This window comes from Pseudomonas sp. MEJ086, assembly GCF_030209025.1.
Classification (GTDB): domain Bacteria; phylum Pseudomonadota; class Gammaproteobacteria; order Pseudomonadales; family Pseudomonadaceae; genus Aquipseudomonas; species Aquipseudomonas fulva_A.
The window spans coordinates 228,661-249,348 of record NZ_JARVSV010000026.1; the positions used below are offsets into that span (position 1 = coordinate 228,661).

Here is a 20,688-nt window from a genome sequence, read left to right on the forward strand (position 1 = left end):
CGCAGACATGACCCTGCGAAGCGTGAGGAATTGAGATGATCAAACATATCGCGCCACTCTGCGGCCTGGCCCTGGCGTTGTATGGCGCTGGCCACGCCCAGGCCTGCACGGCCGACGAGGCCGCTGCCAAGGCTCAGGAACTGGCCGCCAAGGTCGAAGAGATCACCCAGCGCGATCCCGAACGGGCCGCCCTGTTGCGTGAGGAACTCAAGGACGCGGCGCCACAAACCGAAGCCGACAAGCTGGGCACCGATTGCGACGCGTACGACCAGCGTCTGCGCGAACTGGAGGAGATCGGCGGTGAGGTCGAGGAACAGATGGAGTGAGGTTGGCGATGACAGGCGCGGCATGCAGCGCGCCTGTCAGCAGCCCTGGCGCGTCAGGCGTCGGCGGAAGGCGCCTTGCGCTTGAGCGGTGCCAGCCCGTCCTGACTGACCAGGGTCGGCGCATCGCTCTTCGGCTTGTTCACCGTGTTGCGTTTGGCCGGCGTCTTCGCCGCAGGCTTCTTGGCGAGCTTCTTGCCGGTCTTCGGATCGATCTTTTTCTTCTTCGGGCCAACGGCCTTGCCTGAGGCCTTGAGGTTCTTCGGCCCCTGGTAAACGCCCTTGTGCTCCTTGATGCTGCGACGCTCGAAACGCTGCTTGAGGTAGCGCTCGATGCTCGACATCAGGTTCCAGTCGCCGTGGGTGATCAACGAGATCGCCGTGCCTTCGCTGCCAGCACGGCCGGTACGGCCAACACGGTGTACGTAGTCGTCGCCGGAGCGTGGCATGTCGAAGTTGATCACCAGGTCCAGACCGTCGACGTCCAGGCCACGGGCAGCGACGTCGGTGGCGACCAGCACCTTCACGGCGCCCTGACGCAGGCGATCGATGGCCAGCTTGCGATCCTTCTGGTCCTTCTCGCCGTGCAGCACGAAGGTCTTGAATTCCTTGGCCACCAGCTTGCCGTACAGACGATCGGCCTGGGCACGGGTGTTGGTGAAGATGATCGCCTTGTCGTAGGTCTCGTTACTCAGCAGCCACTCGACCAGCAGTTCCTTGTGGTAGTTGTGGTCGGCGGTAATGATCTGCTGACGGGTCCCCTCGGCCAGCTCGCTGACTCGGTTGAGCTGCAGGTGCTCGGGATCGCGCAGCACCTTGCCGATCACCTCACGCAGGCCGGCGCCACCGCTGGTCGCGGAGAACAGCAGGGTCTGATGCGCGCTGCCGCACAGCTCCGCCAGGCGCAGCACGTCTTCGGCGAAACCCATGTCGAGCATGCGGTCGGCTTCGTCCAGCACCAGCATTTCAACGTCTTCGAACAGCAGGTTGCCGGCGTTGGCATGCTCGATCAGACGCCCTGGGGTGCCGATCAGGATGTCGATCTTGCGCAGCATGGCGGCCTGCACCTTGAAGTCTTCGCCGCCCGTCACGAGACCGGCCTTGAGAAAGGTGTACTGGGCGAAGCGCTCGACTTCCTTGAGCGTCTGCTGGGCCAGCTCGCGGGTCGGCAGCAGAATCAGTGCGCGCACGCTCAGCCTCTGCCTGGAATTACCGTCACCGAGCAGGCGATGGAGCATCGGCAACACGAAAGCAGCGGTCTTGCCGCTACCGGTCTGGGCGGTCACGCGCAGATCCTTGCCCTGCAGCGCAGGCGGAATCGCCGCCGCCTGTACCGGAGTCGGCTCGACGAAATTAAGCTCGGCCACGGCTTTGAGCAGGCGTTCATGCATGGCAAATTGGGCAAACACGGGGCAACCTCGATGCAAATGCTAAATCAGCCGCATAGGTTACCGCGTTCGCGCTCCGGGGCCGAATGCTTTCTCCGCCCGGATAGTTGAAAACTGTCAGATGGCCGGCCGCATGCGCCATTGTTTGATCAGTAAACGTCCGCTGTCCCAGCCCACCAGCACCACTGCCAGCCAGATCGGCAGGTAAGTGAGGAACTGGCCGGGGTCGAACCGCTCACCCAGAAACAGCAGAGAAACCATGAACAGCAGCACCGGCTCCACATAACTGAGGATGCCGAACAGCCCCAGCGGCAGCAGCCGCGACGAGGCCATCATGGCGGCCAGGGCGACGGTGCCCAGCAGCGCCATGCCCGGCACCAGCCACCACAACCGAGGAAACTCGCCGAATACGTTGTCCGGCGCCCACTGCAGGATCATCCAGATGGCCAGAGGCGCCAGCATCAGCATTTCCAGAATCAGCCCGGACAGGGCATCGAGCCGCATCCAGCGGCGCAGCATGAAATACGGCGGATAGCCCAGCGCGGTGACCAGCGTCACCCAGGAAAACGCCTGGGAACGCCACAACTCATGCAGCACCCCGGCGAAGGCGCAGGCCACGGCGATCTTCTGCAGGGGGCGCAGCCGTTCACCATAGAACACCCGCCCCACCAGCACCATGGCCAGCGGCAAGAGGAAGTAACCCAGCGAAACATCCAGCATGTGGCCCGTGAGTGGTGCCCATACGAACAGAAACCACTGCACCCCGATCAGCACGGCCGAGAGCGGCAAGGCGGCCAACAGCAAAGGCTCGCTGCGCAGGCGCTGCAGGACGGCGAGCAGCACCGGCCATTGGCGCAGCACGGTGACCAGCAGCAATACCGCCGGAATCGACCAGAGCACGCGCTGGGCGAACACCTGAAAACCGTCCAGCGGGGTAAGCATCTGCACGTACCCGGGGATCATGGCGAACAGGATCGAGGCGCTGACAGAGAACACCACACCACGTCCGGAAAGCGTCATTGCGCACCTCGAAGAGAGAAAGATCACCCACGCCATTCAGCCTATCAGGCGGCCGCATTGGCGGCGCCGAAACGGCGCGGGCAGACACGTCAGCGACGCTGCGCGAACGGCGGCGCACCATAACGGTTCATTGCCAGACAGACAATCACCCGCGCGGCCAAATCACAGGCAAAAAAAAGGAATCAACGAGGCGATTCCCTGAAAAGTCGCACCCAGGAGCGGCGGGTGCGCGTGGAGACGGCGATCAGATGACCTGACTGATACGTAGCTCGGCGGCTTCCAGCCCCCTGGCCATGAACTCGGCACCGAGGTTAAGGCCCTCGGCATGGATGAAGGTGACGTCGTGAATGCCCATGAAGGCCAGTACCTGACGCAGATAGGATTCCTGGTGGTCCTGGCAACCACCCTCGTAGATACCCCCGCGGGCGGTGATCACGAAAGCCCGCTTGCCATGCAACAGGCCCTGCGGCCCGTTTTCGCTGTAGCGAAAGGTCACGCCGGCGCGTAACACGTGATCGAACCAGGCCTTGAGCGTGCTGGGAATGGCGAAGTTGTACATCGGTGCACCCAGCACCAATACATCGGCGGCCACCAGCTCACCGACCAACCGGTTGGCACGTTGCAGCGCGGCACACTCGGCAGCGCCGTGGGATTCAGCGGGCTGCATCCAGGCGTCGAGCAGGCTGGCGTCGAGATGGGGCAGCGGCTCGATGCCGAGATCACGACGGCAGACAGCGTCGCCGGGGCGCTTCCCGAGCCAGTGCGCCAGAAAGCGCTCGGTCAGTTGTCGTGAAACCGAGCCGTGCTGTCGCGCACTGCTATCAATCACCAGCAACTGAGCCATGGGGTCACTCCATCGATAGTCGGGTATCAAACGATGGAGGCGAGACTAGATAAACGAGGTTCGATAATAAAGCGTAAATATCCACCACTAAATATCGATGAAGTTGATTTGTTCCACCGCAGCCCCTAGGCTGCTCGAAGCTCGGGTCACTGTGGCTCGCAGGTCAGCTGGACGCGCAGACGGATGATGCTGCGGGCGAATTTCACCGTCAGGTTGCCGCTCTGCCCCGCTGCCAGGTTCACGCTACGTGCTCTTGGCGCTTCCGGGCCATTGCGAAATACCGCTTTGCAGGACGCCGCCGCTTCACCGTAGTTCTGCACCCGCACCGCTGCCATGTTGTGGTCGATTTCCTGGGGGCTGGCCGATACCTCGGCGCCATTGAGCTGCTTCTCGAGTTCGATGGGATAGGCCTGAGCTGCCAGCGGCAGCAAGGCGATCAGCGCACAACAGAGTTTTCTCATGGCCAGCCTCCAATGGTGGGCCGTCAGTTTAGGGCCAGTACCCTGCCCGTGCACAGGGACCGGCGAAGGAGATGAAATGAAGGCCCCACGCGTAACCCTCGATCAGTGGCGCACTCTGCAGGCGGTGGTCGACCATGGCGGTTTCGCCCAGGCCGCCGAGGTGCTGCACCGCTCGCAATCGTCGGTCAGCTATACGGTGGCACGCATGCAGGAGCAACTGGGCGTGCCGCTATTGCGTATCGATGGGCGCAAGGCCGTGCTTACCGAAGCGGGTGACGTGCTGCTGCGCCGCTCCCGGCAACTGGTCAAGCAGGCCAGCCAGCTCGAAGACCTCGCGCACCACATGGAGCAGGGCTGGGAAGCCGAGGTTCGCCTGGTGGTCGACGCCGCCTACCCGAGCGCTCGCCTGGTGCGCGCACTCACCGCCTTCATGCCGCAAAGTCGCGGCTGTCGCGTACGCCTGCGAGAGGAAGTGCTGTCGGGTGTCGAGGAAGTACTCAAGGAAGGCGTCGCCGACCTGGCAATCAGTGGCTATAACATTCCCGGCTTCCTGGGCTCGGAGATGAGCCCGGTGGAATTCATCGCCGTGGCCCACCCCGATCACGCCCTGCACCGCCTGCAACGACAGTTGAACTTCCAGGACCTGGAAACCCAGATGCAGGTGGTGATCCGCGATTCCGGGCGCCACCAGCCCCGCGATGTCGGCTGGCTCGGCGCCGAACAGCGCTGGACGGTGGGCAGCCTGGCCACCGCCGCCAACTTCGTCGGCAACGGTCTGGGCTTCGCCTGGTTACCGCGCCACATGATCGAGCGCGAACTGAGCGACGGCCTGCTCAAGCCCCTGCCGCTGGAAAAAGGCGGCAGTCGCAGCCCGGTCTTCTTCCTCTATGCCAGCAAGGACAAGGCCCTGGGGCCTGCCACGCAGATCCTCACCGACCTGATTCAACGCTTCGATGCCGCGCCGCTCAACGCGGCCTTCGCCTCGCCGCCGGCGCTGGCCTGATCAGGGTTCGCCTGCCCCCGGCAAGCGCACGTGCTTGCCTTTCTCCATGAAGTCGAAAACACTGCTGCCACCTCACCTCAGGACTCGAACACGATGTTGAAGAAACTCGCCCTTACCGCCTGCTCGCTGCTGTTCACCGCCCAGCTCATGGCGGCCGAAAATCCGCTCGTGCTGCTGACCACCAGCCTGGGCGAAATCGAGGTGCAGCTCGACGAGCAGAAAGCACCGATCAGCACCAAGAACTTCCTCGCTTACGTGGACAGCGGCTTTTACAAAGGCACCCAGTTCCATCGTGTGATTCCGGGTTTCATGGTGCAAGGCGGCGGCTTCGACGAGAGCATGCGCCAGAAGAACACCGGCGCGCCGATCAAGAACGAAGCCGACAACGGCCTGCACAACGTGCGTGGCACGCTGGCCATGGCACGCACCCAGGCGCGGGACTCGGCGACCAGCCAGTTCTTCATCAACCACACCGACAACGCCTTTCTGGACCACGGCTCGCGGGACTTCGGCTATGCGGTTTTCGGCAAGGTGACCCGCGGCATGGAAGTGGTCGACCGTATCGCCCAGGTGCGCACGGCCAACCGCGCCGGCCAGCAGAACGTGCCGGTAGACCCGGTGGTGATTCTCGACGCCAAGCGCCTCTGATACTGCTACCCTTTGCCGGTAGACCCGCGTGCCAGAGCATGCGGGTTGCCCCCCGAGCCCAGCGCTCGCGCCTCTCGGCATTCCAGCCGGCCGGTCACGCCTGTCGGTAGCAACACGTGAAACACCCGCCCACTCGCCAGAGCAGACTGTGCCTCATGTTGTTCCGCCGCTTCGAAAATCTGATCGACGTCTTCAAACCCAGCCCTGATGTGGCACCGCCCGACGGCATGCTGCGCTTCTACGCCCACTACCTCAAACAGGTATGGCCGTTGATGATCGCCGTGCTGGTGATCGGCTTCTTCGCGGCGCTGATCGAAGTCGCGCTGTTCAGCTTTCTCGGCCAGTTGATCGACATGGCGCAGGCCACTGCCGACGCCCGCACGTTCTTCGCCGAACACCGCAACGAACTGCTGTGGATGGCGCTGGTGGCATTGATCATCCGGCCTCTGGTGTTCGGCCTGCACAATCTGCTTACCCACCAGGCGATCAACCCGGGGCTGACCAACCTGATTCGCTGGCAGAATCACCGTTACGTGCTCAAGCAGAGCCTGAACTTCTTCCAGAACGACTTCGCCGGGCGTATCGCCCAGCGGGTCATGCAGACCGGGCCATCGCTGCGCGATTCGGCCATGCAGGTGATCGACGCACTGTGGCATGTGGTGGTGTACGCCGGCAGCGCACTGTACCTGTTCGCAGCGGCCGACCTGCGCCTGGTGGTGCCGCTGTCACTGTGGATCATCGGCTACAGCGCCGCGCTCTGGTACTTCGTGCCGCGCATCAAGGCGCGCTCGGCCGCTGCCTCCGCGGCGCGTTCCAAGGTCATGGGCCGGGTGGTGGATGGTTACAGCAACGTCGCCACCCTCAAGCTCTTCGCCCACTCCCGCGAAGAGGAAACCTACGCCCGCGAGGCCATGCAGGAACTGCTCGACAAATTCCGCCTGCAGTCACGCACCATCACCAGCCTGGACTTCCTCATCACCTGCATGAACGGTCTGCTGATCGTCGGTACCGGCGCCCTGGCGCTGTGGCTGTGGAGCGAGGCGCTGATCAGCACCGGCGCCATCGCCCTGGCGCTGGGCCTGGTGATCCGCATCAACAACATGGCCGAATGGATCATGTGGGTGGTCAACGGCATTTTCGAGAACGTCGGCACCGTGCAGGACGGCATGCAGACCATCGTTCAGCCGCGCCAGGTGCTCGACCACGAAGACGCCAAACCGCTTCAGGTACGACAAGGCGGCGTACGCTTCGACGACGTGCATTTCCACTATGGCAAGAAAGGCGGCGTGATCAGCGGCCTGACCATCGACATTCGCCCCGGCGAGAAGATCGGCCTGGTAGGCCCCTCGGGGGCCGGCAAGTCGACCCTGGTCAATCTGCTGCTGCGCCTCTATGACCTGGAAAGCGGGTGCATCCTCATCGATGGCCAGAACATCGCCGATGTCAGCCAGGAAACCCTGCGTGCCAACATCGGCGTGGTCACTCAGGACACGTCCCTGTTGCACCGCTCGATCCGCGACAACCTGCGCTACGGCAGGCCCGATGCCAGCGATGAAGAGCTCTGGGCCGCCGCCCGCAAGGCCCGCGCGGATGGCTTCATCAGCACGCTGGACGACAGCCAGGGTGGCCTCGGTTTCGAGGCCCAGGTCGGTGAGCGTGGAGTCAAGCTGTCCGGCGGCCAGCGTCAGCGCATCGCCATTGCCCGGGTGCTGCTCAAGGACGCGCCGATTCTGGTGATGGACGAAGCCACCTCGGCCCTCGATTCGGAAGTCGAATCGGCCATCCAGGAAAGCCTCGACAGCCTCATGGATGGCAAGACGGTGATCGCCATCGCGCACCGACTGTCGACCATCGCGCGCATGGATCGCCTGGTGGTGATCGACAAGGGCCAGGTGATCGAGACCGGCACCCACGCCGAACTGATCGAGCGTGGCGGTCTGTATGCCCGTCTCTGGCAACACCAGACAGGCGGCTTCGTCGGCGTCGATTGATGCTGGCAGGCGGCACCAGGCTGAGTAAGCCCAGGCCAATCGTTAGCTTGCTAACATCATCATTTTTCATGATGTGTACTAGCAAAGGCATCAATTTCCGCGATGCCGACATTGCTGGTCATATAAGTCCCAAGAGGCAACGAAACCGATTGGATCGGTCAGGCTGCCTCACATCGAAATGATCGAGGACATCATCATGAAAATCGCAACTGCCGTTACCGCCCTGCTTTCCAGTCTCGCTCCTGCCGTGTTCGCCGCCGACGTTCAGCCCAAACCCGGTGCCGGCCTGCCGACCGAGGATTATCACTACGGCATGAAAGTCGATGTGCAGAAAATCCTGTATCGCACCGACGTCTCCGACAAGAGGGGTGTCGTGCCGGTGATCATGGTGTTCACCGACAGCCAGGGCGAAACCCACAAGATGCGTTTCCTCGAGTGGGGCGGCCGCTACGACGGCTGACCAGTCGCGGCGCTGCGGCTCCCCCGCAGCGCGCCACCGCGCAGGTCAGACCTGCCTGTAAGGCAGCATCTCGCGCGCCTGCTCAGCGTAGGCCAGCACGCCCTCCCGCTCTTCCTGCAGAAACCCCGCCACCGCATCACGTAGCCCGTCGTGCACCAGGTAGTGCCAGGAATGGGTGATGACCGGCTCGAAGCCGCGAATCAGCTTGTGCTCTCCCTGAGCGCCCGCATCGAAGCGCTGCAGACCCAGCTCGATCGCCTGCTCCATGCCCTGGTAGAAACAGGTCTCGAAGTGCAGCCGATCGAACTCGGCCAGGCAACCCCAGTAGCGCCCATACACGCTGTCGCCACCGAGCAGGCTGAACGCCATGGCCACCGGCTGTGCACCACGACAGGCCAGTACCACGCGAATGGCCTCGGGCATACGCTCGGCCAGCAGGCTGAAGAAGGCCCGGGTCAGGTAAGGTGCCTGACCGCGTACATGGTAGGTATTGGCATAGCAGTGATAGACGAAGTCCCACTGCGCCTCGCTCAACTGCTGCCCTTCGCACCACTCGAAATGGATGCCCTGCCCCGCCACCTGCTCGCGCTCCTTGCGCATCTGCTTGCGTTTGCGTGAGCTGAGGGTGTCGAGAAAATCCTGAAAATCCCGGTAGCCGCGGTTATGCCAGTGAAACTGACAGCCCAGGCGCTGCAGCCAGCCATCACGTCCTTGCAGCACCTCGTCGCCAGCGGTGTCGGTGAAATTCACGTGCAAGCTGGACAGCCCCTGTTCCTGCAGAGACGCGGTCACGGCGTCGAGCAACTGCCCAGCCGACTCGGCCGTCCCCAGCAGACGCTGGCCGGTCACCGGCGAAAACGGAATGGCACCCAGCAACTTGGGGTAATAGGCGATACCAGCTCGACGGCAGGCATCTGCCCAGCCGTGATCGAACACGTACTCGCCGGAAGAGTGGTATTTGACGTAGGCCGGTAGCGCCGCCAGCGGCTTGCCGTCGGCACCGAGCAGCACCTGGTGAGCAGCCTGCCAACCGCTGCGGCCACCGACGCTGCCGCTGTCTTCCAGCGAGGCAAGAAAGGCGTGACGCAGAAACGGCTGGGGCCCGCTGAGCAGGCCGTCCCAGGTGGCGGCGTCGAGTTCGTTGAGGGCGTGCAGGCTGTAGACAGGCATCGGCAATATCCGCGGGCAATCAGCGCACACTATATCGCCAAGCGCCGTGTAGATCCGACCGCCCATAAAAAACCCCGCACGAGGCGGGGTTCAAAGGAGCACCACGTTGAAACGTATTGCTTAGAACGCGTACTGGGCGCGCAGAACGATGCCGTCACCGCTGTCATCGTTGGCTGCTACGGAGTTGACCTGGTTGTCGGCCTTGGCCTTGACGTAAGTGGCGCTGACTTTCACCGCTTCGTTGGCGTACCAGTTCACACCCAGGTTGTGCACCTTGCCGGTCACGTCGTCGGTCGGATCGATACCCACGGTATCGTCTTCAACCGCGATGTGGTCGTAGCGATAGAACAGTTCCCAGGCGCCGATGGACTTGTTGGCCGGCTTGATCGAATCGAACTTGCCGAGTTTGTAGGCACGCGCTTCACCGGTCAGGGTGTAAGCGACCTGGCCGTAGTAACCCTTGGCCTTGATGTCTTCACGGTTGGCTGCATCGGCTTTCATCTTGCGGGTGATGTACTCACCCTGGATGGACAGAGGCCCCATTGCCCAGGCTGCTTCCAGACCCAGTGCACGGTCGGTGTCGTAGGAACCGGCCGGCAGGTTGTTGGCACCACCCAGCAGCAGACGGTTACCGTTGGTACCAGCATCCTGGCCACCGTCGGTGCTCACGCCACGCATGCCCAGACGGCTGCGAATACGGCCATCGAACGCGGTGTCGGAAAGGTCACGCTGGGCGAAGTTGAAACCCAGGTGCAGCACGTTGCCAGCCTCATGCAGCGGGGCGAATACGCCGCGCAGGTTGAACTGCTTGGTGCTGTCGCCGTCTTCGTCAGCGTTGGTCGCGTCTTTGGCGAACAGACCAGCGGAACCGTAGATCGAATCACCAGCGGTACCCGAAACCTGGATGCCCAGACCACCGTTGTGGCTGTTGGCCCAGTCGGCCAGTTCGTAGGCAGCGGTACGCTCGGGAGCGGTCACCCACTTGGAGCTGGTGGCTTTTTCCAGACCGAACTCGGGGTCGAAGCGACCGATCTTGATCGACAGCGGCTTGAAGCCGTTGTAAGCCAGCGAGGCTTCGTCGAAGTAACCGTCCTCGGCACGGTTGTCACCGCCGGAGTTCTTGGAGAAGTCGTAGTTGACCTGATAAGCCCAGTCGCTATACAGAACGCCGCCGATTTCCAGGAAAGCGCGACGGAAGTAACCGGCGTCAGCCTTGTTGCCGTTCACGGTGTAGAAACCGTCGAAGGAGCTGTAGTCAGCCTGTACGCGACCGCCGATCTTGAAGCTGAATTCCTTGTCGGTGGTAGCGACTTCCAGGCCGCCTTTGGTTTTAACTACGATGTCAGCGCCGTCGGTGGTGACGGTGCCGGCGAAAGCCTGGGCGGAAACGGCCAGAGCCAGGGCGCTGGCTGCGAAACCGGCGAAGTGCTTACGGATCATCGAGAATTCCCCTAATTGAACTTAAGTGCTGAAAAACACCCGAGCTGTGGGCTCGTTCGTGCTGGGGGAATCTTCGCGGCGGCTTATTTCAGCGCCGTTGCTGATATATAAATATTTGATGACAAGGGAACTTTTTACTTCCTTTGAATATAAAGCTTGACAAGCCTCACCCCGGCCAAGTAACTGACCAGGCTGTATGGGCCGTTCTAGAGGGGTTCAGGCACAGCGACGGGCAGCACCTTGCATGCTGCCCGGGAGGCGATCAGCGCTTGCGCAGGATCACGCTGCCGATGGAATAGCCGGCGCCAAAGGAGCTGAGCACACCAATCGAACCGGCCGGCAGATCATCCTGATTCTTGTGCAGAGCGATCACCGAACCCGCCGAACTGGTGTTGGCGTAGGTGTCCAGGATCACCGGCGCTTCCTGTGGTTCAGGGTCGCGACCGAGCAGTTTGCGGGCGATCAACTGGTTCATGTTGAGGTTGGCCTGGTGCAGCCAGAAACGTTTCACGTCCGCCACGTCCAGCTGGTTTTCCTGCAGATGCGCCGCGATCAGTTCGGCCACCATCGGGCAGACTTCCTTGAACACCTTGCGCCCTTCCTGCACGAACAGCTTGTCGCCAGCAGCCTGGCTGCCATCCTGCGCGGCACGATTGAGGAAGCCGAAGTTGTTGCGGATATTGTTGGAGAACTGGGTCAGCAGCTTGGTGCCGACCACCTCGAACTGGTACTCGGACGTTGCCAGATCGGCTCGCTCGATGATCACTGCGGTAGCTGCATCACCGAAGATGAAATGGCTGTCACGGTCGCGGAAATTCAGGTGGCCAGTACAGATTTCCGGGTTGACCATCAGGATCGCCCGCGCCTGCCCCAGCTGCACGCTGTTGACCGCCGCCTGAATGCCGAAGGTGGCCGAGGAACAGGCGACGTTCATGTCGTAACCGAAGCCCTGGATGCCCAGCGCCGCCTGCACTTCGATGGCCACCGCCGGATAGGCGCGCTGCAGGTTGGAGCAGGCGACGATCACCCCATCGATGTCTGCGACGGTCTTACCGGCACGGGCCAGCGCCTGCTCGGCAGCCGCCACGGCCATCTCGCAGAGAATGCCCCACTGCTCGTTATCGCGCTCGGCGATGTACGGCACCATGCGTTGCGGGTCGAGGATGCCCTGCTTGTCCATCACGAAGCGGCTCTTGATACCCGAGGCCTTTTCGATGAAGGCGCTGTTCGACTCGCTGAGCGCCTCGATTTCACCCCGCTCGATGGCCTCGGCGTTCTCGCTGTTGAACTGCTGCACGTAGGCATTGAAGGACGCCACCAACTCGTCGTTGGAAATGCTGTTGGCCGGTGTGTACAGGCCTGTGCCGCTGATGACGACGTTATGCACGCTGTTTCCTCTTGTTCGGGGCTGTTGCCGGTCAGGCCGTGGCAGACAGCCGACGGCACCGGTGCACGGGCGGGCGACACACGCCACCTCATAACCCGTAATCACTGGCGCTCAAGTGTGCCACAGGCTCAGCGGTCGCGCCCATTGGGCAGACAAACTGACGGGCGCATCGCCGCTATCGATCGTCGCGCGTCTGCTCCAGCAGCCAGGTACGCACCACCGCGAACGGTGCCTGCTGGCGTATTCGCCGTGGGCTGAGCAGATAGAACCCGCGCTCGTCCTGGAGGGTGGCGTCGAACGGGTCGATCAGCCGACCGGCCTGAATGTCCCGCGCGACGAAGAAGCGATTGGCCAGGGCAATGCCCTGCCCGGCAATGGCTGCCTCGATGGCCAGCGAAGTCTGATTGAAGCGCACGCTCCTGGCGGTGGCCTGTGGCGCCTCGGGGAACAGCAGATCGAGAAAGCGTGGCCAGAGGTTGTGCGCATCATGCAGCAAGGAATAGCGCGCTAATCCCTGCAGATCGCTCGGTGGTCCGAAGCGCTCGAGCAGCCCCAGGCTCATCACCGCGACGATCGCCTGCTCGAGCAGCAATTCAGCCTGTAGCCCGGGGCCGAACGGTGGGCGCCCATAGCGCACCGCCACATCCACGCCATCGTTGTGAAAGCTGGAAAGCCGCTCGCTGGCGAGGATTCTCAGGTCGATCTGCGGATGCTGCATCGAGAAGTCCGGCAATCGCGGGATCAGCCACTTGGAAGCGAATGTCGGCGTCACGCTCACGGTCAGGTGCAGCGGCGCCGGCCGCAGCCCCTGAGTGGCGTCGGCGATCAGCTCGAATGCCCGGCGCACGCTCAGGCTGTAGCTTCTGCCGCTCTCGGTCAGCGCCAGGCCGCGCGGCTGCCGCTCGAACAGCCTGAGCCCCAGGTCGGCCTCCAGACCACGAATCTGCTGGGCCACTGCGCCCTGGGTCACGCCCAGCTCTTCAGCCGCAAGGCGGAAGTTGAGGTGCCGCGCCACCACTTCGAAGACACGCAGCGCATTGAGCGACGGGAGCTGACCGAATTCTTCAGACATGAGTGTAGTTTTTCTACTGAGTCAAGGTACCGGAACTGCCTCTCTACCTGCGCCCCCCGGCTGCTAGCCTTATAGCCAACGCCACGACCGCAACGGAGACAATACGATGTCTGTAGAAAAAGTAGCAATCATCACCGCTGGAGGCAGCGGCATGGGTGCAGCGGCCGCACGTCGCCTGGCCGCGGATGGCTTCAAGGTCGCCATTCTCTCCTCGTCTGGCAAGGGCGAGGCACTGGCCACGGAGCTGGGCGGTTTCGGGGTGACGGGCAGCAATCAGTCCACCGAGGATCTCGCCAGGCTGGTCGACGGCACGTTGTCGCGCTGGGGGCGGATCGATGCGCTGGTCAACAGCGCCGGCCACGGCCCGCGCGCGCCGATTCTGGAAATCAGCGACGAAGACTGGCATCGCGGCCTGGATACCTACCTGCTCAACGTGATTCGCCCCACTCGCCTGGTCACCCCCATCATGCAGCAGCAACAGGCTGGGGTGATCATCAATATCTCCAGCGCCTGGACGTTCGAGCCCAGTGAGCTGTTCCCGACGTCGGCGGTGTTCCGCGCCGGCCTGGCGTCGTTCACCAAGGTATTCGCGGACACCCATGCCCGCGACAACATCCGCATGAACAATGTACTGCCGGGCTGGATCGACAGCCTGCCATCCACCGAAGCGCGCAGAGCCAGCGTGCCGCTGCAACGTTATGGCAGCAGCGAGGAAGTGGCCGCGACCATCGCATTCCTGGCCTCGGAGGGAGCGGCCTACATCACCGCACAGAACATCCGTGTGGATGGCGGCATCACCCGCGCCGTCTGATCGGCCGGATCACGCATGAGCCGCTAGCAACCAAACATGACAGCCACGAGCGGCCCGACCATCGCCGGGCGCTCGTGGCCGGGGTTTCAGCTCAGGCTTTCGTCGATCACCAGCACCAGCTTGCCGTTGACCTGATTGCCTTCCAGGGTCGAATAGGCCTCATGGGCCTCGGCAATCGGAAAGGTGCGGGCCAGTTGCGGCTTGAGCCGGCCTTCGCTGAACAGCGGCCACACGTGCTGGCGCAGGTCGCGCAGCAGTTCGGCCTTGAACAGATCGTCGCGGTTGCGCAACGTCGAGCCGATCAGCTGGATGCGTTTGCCAAGCACCTGGGCCATGTCGATCTCGGCCTTGCGTCCCCCCATCAGACCGATGTTCACCCAGCGGCCATCGAGCGCCAGCAGCTTGAGATTCAAAGAGGCGTAGCTGGCGCCGACCGGGTCGAGGATGACTTCAAACGGGCCGAAATCATCCGGCACCTTCAGCCCATCCTTGTCGCGAATCGCCCCACCACTGGCGCCCAGGCTCTCGCAATACGCCAGGCGATCGTGCGAGCCGACGGTCACCCAGCAGGTACTGCCGAAGGCCTTGCACAGCTGGATGGCCGCCGAGCCGACGCCACTGGCACCTGCGTGCAGCAGCACCTTTTCGCCGGGTTTCAGGCCGGCCAGCTGGAACAGGTTAAGCCAGGCGGTGGCGTACACTTCCGGCAAAGCCGCAGCCTCGTGCAGCGACAAGCCTTCGGGCACCGGCAGCACATGGCGCGCATCGACCACCACCTCTTCGGCCACGCCGCCGCCAGCCAGCAATGCGCAGACGCGATCCCCCACCTGCCAGTCATCGCAGCCGGCACCCACTTCACTGACGATGCCCGCACACTCCAGGCCCAGCGTATCGCTGGCCCCCGGCGGCGGCGGGTAATTGCCGGCCCGCTGCAACAGATCGGCGCGGTTCAGGCCCGCTGCCGCCACGCGAATGCGTACTTCCCCTACATCACAGGCAGGCGTGGGACGATCGACCCATTCCACCTGCCCTTCAACGCCTTGCAATGCTTTCACGCTGCCTCCATAGTGCATTTGAACCTAGCCCAGCGCTCGCCGCTGGGCTTTTGCATTGCGCCGATGGAACCTGGCGCCCTCAAAGACGGCCTAATATGCGTTATCAACTGTCCCCACGTCGAATCAGCATGAAGCGATCTCTCATCAGCGCCACCCTGGCCCTCGTTCTCGGGCTGGGCGCATTGCCCCTCGCAGCCAAAACCAGCCAAGCCGATCCGTGGGAATACTTGCAGCCTGATCGCGATCAGGTCATCGCCAGTCTCAACGTGGTCGAACTGCTGCAGCGCCACCACTACAGCAAGCCGCCGCTCGACGATGCGCGCTCGGAGAAGGTCTATCAGGGTTACCTGAAGATGCTCGATCCGGCGCGCAGCTATTTCACCGCAGCGGATATCGCCGAATTCGATCGCTGGAAAGACAAGTTCGACGACCTGCTCAAGAAGGGCGATCTCGAACCCGGCTTTCATATCTATAAGCGTCAGCTCGAGCGTCAGCAGGGTCGTCTGACCTACGTTCAGGGTCTGCTGGCCAAGGGGGTCGACAAGATCGACTTCACGGTCAACGAAGACCTGCTGGTCGATCGTGAAAAAGCCCCCTGGGCCAAGGACGTCGCCGAGCTGGACGAGCTGTGGCGCAAACGCCTGAAAGACGAAGTGCTGCGCCTGAAGCTGGCAGGCAAGGAGCCTGCGGCGATTCAGGAGCTGCTCACCAAACGCTACAAGGCGCAGCAGGCACGCCTGCAGCAGACCCGCAGCGAGGACGTGTTCCAGGCGTATATCAACGCCTTCGCCATGACCTACGATCCGCATACCAACTACCTGTCACCGGACAGCGCGGAAAACTTCGACATCAACATGAGCCTGTCCCTCGAGGGCATCGGCGCCGTGTTGCAGAGCGATAACGAGCACGTCAAGGTGGTGCGTCTGGTGCCTGCCGGCCCTGCCGAGAAGAGCAAGCAGATCTCGCCTGCCGACAAGATCGTCGGCGTTGGCCAGGGTGACGACGAGATCGTCGACGTGATCGGCTGGCGCCTCGACGAGGTGGTGAAACTGATCCGTGGCCCGAAAGGTTCGCGCGTGCGCCTGGAAGTGATTCCAGCGAGCAATGCGCCGAATGACCAGACCAGCAAGGTGGTCAGCATCACCCGTGAAGCGGTCAAGCTGGAAGAGCAGGCGGCCAAGAAATCCATCCTCAAGGTCGAGCAGGACGGACGCCCGTATACCCTCGGCGTGATCGAGATCCCGGCCTTCTATCTGGACTTCAAGGCGTTCCGCGCTGGCGATCCGGATTACAAGAGCACCACGCGCGACGTCAAGAAGCTGATCACCGAGCTGCAGGCCGAGAAAGTCGACGGTATCGTCATCGACCTGCGCAACAACGGTGGCGGCTCGCTGCAGGAAGCCACCGAACTGACCGGCCTGTTCATCGACAAGGGCCCTACCGTTCTGGTGCGCAACAGCGATGGCCGGGTCGATGTGCTGGCTGACGAGCAGGACGGCGCCTTCTACAAGGGCCCCATGGCCGTGCTGGTCAACCGCCTGTCCGCCTCGGCTTCGGAGATTTTCGCCGGCGCCATGCAGGACTACCATCGCGCGCTGATTCTTGGCGGCCAGACGTTCGGCAAAGGCACGGTGCAGACCATCCAGCCGCTCAACCATGGCGAGCTGAAACTGACCCTGGCCAAGTTCTATCGCGTGTCCGGGCAGAGCACCCAGCACCGCGGCGTGGTGCCGGACATCTCCTACCCTGACGTGATGGACAACAAGGAAATCGGCGAGAGCGCCCTTCCCGAAGCGATGCCGTGGGACAGCATCCGCCCGGCGATCAAACCTGAACTGGACCCGATCAAGCCATTTCTCACCGAGCTGAAGAATCGTTACGACAGCCGTACCGCCGACAACCCGGACTTCAACTTCGCCCGTGAACGCCTGGCCCTGTCCCGTGAACTGATGGCCGAGAAGACCGTCAGCCTCAACGAAACCAAGCGCCGCACCCAGCAGGCCGATATCGAGAAGCGCCAACTGGCGATCGAGAACGCCCGCCGCAGCGCCAAGGGCGAAGAGCCGTTGACCGAGCTGAAGAAGGAAGACGAGGACGACGCACTGGCGCAGAGCGAGGAAGAGAAAAAGACCAAACCGGAAGACGACGCCTACCTGTCGGAAACCGGCCACATCCTGATCGACTACCTCAAGCTCAATACGCGTTTAGCCAAGCAGTAACCGGCAAGCGGTAACCCAGAAGGGCGTCGTGCATACGACGCCCTTTTTTGTGCCCGCATCGATGGCGACCGATTCATGGCCGCCGGAGCGAAGGGCGTAACGCTATCCGGCCGATTGACTGATGGCACTCAGCCTTCATTAAACGGTCATCAATCTGTAGTGAAATCCCGAGCATTCAGCAGTATTCATCCGCGAGTGGCCACGCCGCTCGTTCGCTCCCCGATTTCACTAGAGACCTGCCATGACCGTCACCGAGCAATTGAGCGCGCTGGGCCAAATCCTCGCGCACGGCGGCCTGCATAGCCTGTTTCAGCCCATCGTGTCGCTCTCCGAGCGGCGCATTCTTGGCTATGAAGCGCTCACCCGTGGGCCGTCCAACAGCCCGCTGCACTCGCCAATCACGCTGTTCGCCGCGGCGCGGCAAACCGGCCTGCTCAACGAGCTGGAAATGGCCTGCCGCAAGAGCGCCTGCCGACGCTTCAGCGAACTGAAACTGGACGGCCTGCTGTTTCTCAACGTATCGCCGGATTCGCTGCTCGATGCCCGGCACCAGCCGGGACGAACGCTGCAGTTGCTGCAGACTTACGGCATTCCCCCCAGCCGGGTGGTCATCGAGCTGACGGAGCAGTCGCCCACCGACGACTTCAACCTGCTCGACACCGCCCTGCACCATTACCGGGACATGGGCTTCTCCATCGCCCTGGACGATCTCGGCGCCGGTTACTCGAGCCTGCGCCTGTGGTCGGAGCTGCGCCCCGATTACGTGAAGATCGACCGCCACTTCATCGATGGTATCCATCAGGATGCGGTCAAGCGCGAGTTCGTCGGCTCGATCCTGCAGATGGCCAAGGCCTCCCGGGCACAGGTGATCGCCGAAGGCATCGAACTCGAGGAAGAGCTGGCGGTGCTCTGCGAAATGGGCGTGGACCTGCTTCAGGGCTACCTGCTCTGTCGCCCTCAGGACCAGCCACCGACCGACGCCAGTGCACTGCTGCCCGAGCCAGGCTCCTCGCCGACCTCGCTCAGCGAAGAAGGCAGTGACCTCACTGCCCTGCTCAACGAACACCCATCGGTATCCATCAACACGCCCACCGCCGATGTGCTCGAAGCCTTCCGTGCCCAGGCCAACCTCAACTCGCTGGCGGTACTGGACGAGGATCGGCGACCGGTAGGCATCGTGCATCGCCATTCGCTGTCGGAGGTATTGCTCAAACCCTTCGCCACCGAGCTGTTCGCTCGCAAGCCGATCAGCCGCCTGATGAGCAACGACTTTCTTGCCGTGGAAATCAGCCAGTCGCTGCAAAAGGTCAGCCGCCTGCTGACCAGCCGTGCGCGCCAGCGTATCGAGGAAGACTTCGTGATTACCGTGGACGGCCACTACCTTGGCCTCGGTCGGGTCATCGACGTGCTCAAGCTGATCACCGAACTGAAGATCCAGCAGGCCCGTTACGCCAACCCGCTGACCCTGCTTCCGGGTAACGTGCCCATCCAGCAGTGCCTGACCCGGCTGTTGCAGCAGAGCCGCGAAGCGGTGGTCTGCTATGTCGACATCGACAGCTTCAAACCCTTCAACGACCTCTACGGTTACGCCAAGGGCGACGAAGTGCTGCTGTGCCTGGCGCATTGCCTCAACGAAAGGATCGACCCGACACGTGACTTCGTCGGCCATATCGGTGGTGACGACTTCCTGCTGGTGTTCGGCTCGAAGGACTGGCGTGCGCGCCTCAATCGGCTGCTGGAGGACTTTCAGGGGCAGTGCCGGCGGTTCTATCTGGATGAGCATCTGGATGCTGGCTGTTTCGTCAGCCACAACCGCCAGGGGCAACGGGAGGAGTTCGCGCTGCTGTCGCTGTCACTCGGCGTCGTTCATCTGCATCCGCAACACTGCACGCTGCTGGACGCCAGCGAGCTGGCTGGTCTGGCCTCGGAAGCCAAGCGCCATGCCAAGGCGATACCCGGTTACAGCCTGCACGTGATCGATACGCACACCCTGCAGGGCGCGCTCACTCAGGGTTCCGCGGGGTAATCGAACTCGAACACCCGGGCCACTTCGGACGCGTGCCACGAGGCGGCCGCAACGCCGTCAGAGGCACCCTCGAAGCGCCCCAGGCGGGTCACGCATTCGAAGAAACCGGTGCGCGGCAGGCGGCTGGCACCCTGGCTGATGACCAGCGCGCTGCGCAGTGGGCGCTCGCCGCGGGCATCCATTGCGGCCAGGTGTTCGAGAGCCGCGGTCAGGGTCTGCATGGCGGGCGCCGGCAGTGCCAGGCGTTCGATCAGCGCGCGATAGGTCAGCAGGTGGCGCTGCCGCCGCGCATCGTCCAGTGCGGCCAGCAGGGCGTCCCAGTGCACGCGGCTGATGCGCACGCTCATGCACCCGCCTCCCAGCCGGAAATGCCGAGTACCCAGGCCAAGGCACGCAGGATCGCGGCATCGGGCTGCCGCTCGCCACTTTCGATCATGCCCAGGTAATGAGGACTGATGCCCACGGCGCGCGCCAGCTCATCACGGCTCAAGCCCTTGCCCTCGCGCAGTGTGGCCAGTTGGGCCAGGGGTTTGGGGGCATCGGCGGTGGGCTTTTCGGTAGCCGGTGCCGCCGCACTCTTGCCTGCAGCCTGCAGCAGCGCCTGGTATTCGGCCCAGGGCAATACCGCGTATTCGGGTTCGCCGTCGCGCTCGATCACCTGTAGATTCATGCTTAATTTCTCCGCGAGGCGCAGCGTCCCTCTGCGTGGTCCGGCCTGGGCGATAGCGCCTGCCGTGTTGTTCGCGCATCTTATCAGCGATCCCGCACCCAGCGCTCGTCACACGATCGCCGCCGCGGCGATCATCGCCCCGCGGCAGCGCCCTGCATGAAGAACTGCATCAGCGAGGTGCCCATGCTGGCCCGTGCGACCCGACCACGACGTTCACCATCGACGAGCCCGAACAGCAGGGAGGCGAAGAGCTCGGTCAGCACTGGCGCACCGATGTCGATGCGAAATACATGCTCGCGCTGCCCACGCAGGAAGAACTGATCCAGGGCGTTGGTATAGGGCAACCAGCGTGCATCTTCACCGCACTCATGCAGCGAGTCCGGGCGCCACTGGAACATCAGAAATACCAGCAGATCACGGTGAACCAAATGGCCGTCCACCAACCGCTGCAATGCCTCCGGCGCTGGCGAGTTCTGCAGGTCGGCTTCGGCGATGACCGTGTTCATGACCACCGAGCCGTAATCGAAGAGCATGTCGATCAGATTGTCGCGAGTACCGCAAAAACGATTCAAGGTGGCCTTGCTCACCCCTGCGGCCTGAGCTATTTCCTTGAAGGTGCCACGCGGGTGCTCGACCATGGCAACGGCCAGGGCCTTGAGCAATTTCTCTTCAGCGGCGGGTTTATCCATCAAAACAGTCT

Annotated in this window: 20 protein-coding genes; 8 read left to right on the forward strand and 12 right to left on the reverse strand. The window is 62.9% G+C overall.

Annotated elements, in window-relative coordinates:
- The first annotated feature begins 35 nt into the window (after positions 1-35).
- A complete protein-coding gene (locus QRN22_RS18140; RefSeq protein ID WP_042554409.1) occupies positions 36-326 on the forward strand; it encodes a hypothetical protein in 291 nt (96 codons plus the stop codon).
- Positions 327-379: 53 nt separating this feature from the next.
- Here the strand turns inward: QRN22_RS18140 and QRN22_RS18145 are convergent, their stop codons facing one another.
- The 4 genes from QRN22_RS18145 to QRN22_RS18160 form a co-directional block, all read right to left on the reverse strand.
- Positions 380-1,732 carry a DEAD/DEAH box helicase gene (locus tag QRN22_RS18145; RefSeq protein WP_042554410.1) on the reverse strand — a complete coding sequence of 451 codons (1,353 nt, stop codon included), beginning with the start codon at positions 1,730-1,732 and terminating at the stop codon, positions 380-382.
- A 96-nt stretch (positions 1,733-1,828) separates the two neighbouring features.
- Positions 1,829-2,731, reverse strand: coding sequence for an EamA family transporter RarD (gene rarD, locus QRN22_RS18150; protein ID WP_042554411.1), 903 nt, complete (start codon positions 2,729-2,731; stop codon positions 1,829-1,831).
- A gap of 244 nt (positions 2,732-2,975) precedes the next feature.
- The gene (locus QRN22_RS18155; protein WP_042554412.1) at positions 2,976-3,575 is read right to left on the reverse strand and encodes an FMN-dependent NADH-azoreductase; all 600 of its coding nucleotides are present in this window, start codon (positions 3,573-3,575) and stop codon (positions 2,976-2,978) included.
- A gap of 146 nt (positions 3,576-3,721) precedes the next feature.
- Positions 3,722-4,036 carry a hypothetical protein gene (locus QRN22_RS18160; RefSeq protein ID WP_042554413.1) on the reverse strand — a complete coding sequence of 105 codons (315 nt, stop codon included), beginning with the start codon at positions 4,034-4,036 and terminating at the stop codon, positions 3,722-3,724.
- A 76-nt stretch (positions 4,037-4,112) separates the two neighbouring features.
- Between QRN22_RS18160 and QRN22_RS18165 the strand changes: the two genes are divergently transcribed.
- From QRN22_RS18165 to QRN22_RS18180, 4 genes are all read left to right on the forward strand, one after another.
- Positions 4,113-5,039 (forward strand): LysR family transcriptional regulator, encoded by a 927-nt coding sequence (locus tag QRN22_RS18165; protein ID WP_285403586.1) that lies wholly within the window; start codon positions 4,113-4,115, stop codon positions 5,037-5,039.
- A 93-nt stretch (positions 5,040-5,132) separates the two neighbouring features.
- Positions 5,133-5,687, forward strand: a complete 555-nt coding sequence (locus tag QRN22_RS18170) for a peptidylprolyl isomerase (RefSeq protein ID WP_042556137.1) — start codon at positions 5,133-5,135, stop codon at positions 5,685-5,687.
- A 155-nt stretch (positions 5,688-5,842) separates the two neighbouring features.
- Positions 5,843-7,678 carry an ABC transporter ATP-binding protein gene (locus QRN22_RS18175; protein WP_042556138.1) on the forward strand — a complete coding sequence of 612 codons (1,836 nt, stop codon included), beginning with the start codon at positions 5,843-5,845 and terminating at the stop codon, positions 7,676-7,678.
- A 196-nt stretch (positions 7,679-7,874) separates the two neighbouring features.
- The gene (locus tag QRN22_RS18180; RefSeq protein ID WP_042556167.1) at positions 7,875-8,138 is read left to right on the forward strand and encodes a DUF2790 domain-containing protein; all 264 of its coding nucleotides are present in this window, start codon (positions 7,875-7,877) and stop codon (positions 8,136-8,138) included.
- Between the two features lie 45 nt (positions 8,139-8,183).
- Here QRN22_RS18180 and QRN22_RS18185 read toward each other — a convergent pair whose 3' ends face one another.
- The 4 genes from QRN22_RS18185 to gcvA all read right to left on the reverse strand — a co-directional run bounded on the left by QRN22_RS18185 (position 8,184) and on the right by gcvA (position 13,207).
- A complete protein-coding gene (locus QRN22_RS18185) occupies positions 8,184-9,308 on the reverse strand; it encodes a GNAT family N-acetyltransferase (RefSeq protein WP_042556139.1) in 1,125 nt (374 codons plus the stop codon).
- A gap of 120 nt (positions 9,309-9,428) precedes the next feature.
- Positions 9,429-10,748 carry an OprO/OprP family phosphate-selective porin gene (locus QRN22_RS18190; RefSeq protein ID WP_042556140.1) on the reverse strand — a complete coding sequence of 440 codons (1,320 nt, stop codon included), beginning with the start codon at positions 10,746-10,748 and terminating at the stop codon, positions 9,429-9,431.
- Between the two features lie 262 nt (positions 10,749-11,010).
- Positions 11,011-12,135 (reverse strand): beta-ketoacyl-ACP synthase III, encoded by a 1,125-nt coding sequence (locus QRN22_RS18195; protein ID WP_042556141.1) that lies wholly within the window; start codon positions 12,133-12,135, stop codon positions 11,011-11,013.
- A gap of 175 nt (positions 12,136-12,310) precedes the next feature.
- Positions 12,311-13,207, reverse strand: coding sequence for a transcriptional regulator GcvA (gene gcvA / locus QRN22_RS18200; RefSeq protein WP_042556142.1), 897 nt, complete (start codon positions 13,205-13,207; stop codon positions 12,311-12,313).
- A gap of 106 nt (positions 13,208-13,313) precedes the next feature.
- Here gcvA and QRN22_RS18205 point away from each other — a divergent pair, with 106 nt between their 5' ends.
- Positions 13,314-14,018: an SDR family oxidoreductase gene (locus QRN22_RS18205; RefSeq protein ID WP_042556143.1), complete on the forward strand. Its 705-nt coding sequence runs from the start codon at positions 13,314-13,316 to the stop codon at positions 14,016-14,018.
- 86 nt (positions 14,019-14,104) lie between these two features.
- On the opposite strand, the gene QRN22_RS18210 is transcribed toward QRN22_RS18205, so the two are convergent.
- Positions 14,105-15,073, reverse strand: coding sequence for an NAD(P)H-quinone oxidoreductase (locus QRN22_RS18210; protein WP_042556144.1), 969 nt, complete (start codon positions 15,071-15,073; stop codon positions 14,105-14,107).
- Between the two features lie 128 nt (positions 15,074-15,201).
- Here QRN22_RS18210 and QRN22_RS18215 point away from each other — a divergent pair, with 128 nt between their 5' ends.
- A complete protein-coding gene (locus QRN22_RS18215; RefSeq protein ID WP_179538652.1) occupies positions 15,202-17,292 on the forward strand; it encodes a carboxy terminal-processing peptidase in 2,091 nt (696 codons plus the stop codon).
- A gap of 241 nt (positions 17,293-17,533) precedes the next feature.
- On the forward strand, positions 17,534-19,318 hold the full coding sequence (locus tag QRN22_RS18220) for a bifunctional diguanylate cyclase/phosphodiesterase (RefSeq protein ID WP_042556146.1): 1,785 nt from the start codon (positions 17,534-17,536) through the stop codon (positions 19,316-19,318).
- Here the strand turns inward: QRN22_RS18220 and QRN22_RS18225 are convergent.
- From QRN22_RS18225 to QRN22_RS18235, 3 genes are all read right to left on the reverse strand, one after another.
- On the reverse strand, positions 19,300-19,665 hold the full coding sequence (locus QRN22_RS18225) for a hypothetical protein (RefSeq protein ID WP_042556147.1): 366 nt from the start codon (positions 19,663-19,665) through the stop codon (positions 19,300-19,302). The genes QRN22_RS18220 and QRN22_RS18225 overlap by 19 nt on opposite strands.
- On the reverse strand, positions 19,662-19,988 hold the full coding sequence (locus tag QRN22_RS18230; protein WP_042556148.1) for a helix-turn-helix domain-containing protein: 327 nt from the start codon (positions 19,986-19,988) through the stop codon (positions 19,662-19,664). Before QRN22_RS18230 ends, QRN22_RS18225 begins: the two co-directional genes overlap by 4 nt.
- 131 nt (positions 19,989-20,119) lie before the next feature.
- On the reverse strand, positions 20,120-20,677 hold the full coding sequence (locus QRN22_RS18235) for a TetR/AcrR family transcriptional regulator (RefSeq protein WP_042556149.1): 558 nt from the start codon (positions 20,675-20,677) through the stop codon (positions 20,120-20,122).
- Positions 20,678-20,688: the final 11 nt, after the last annotated feature.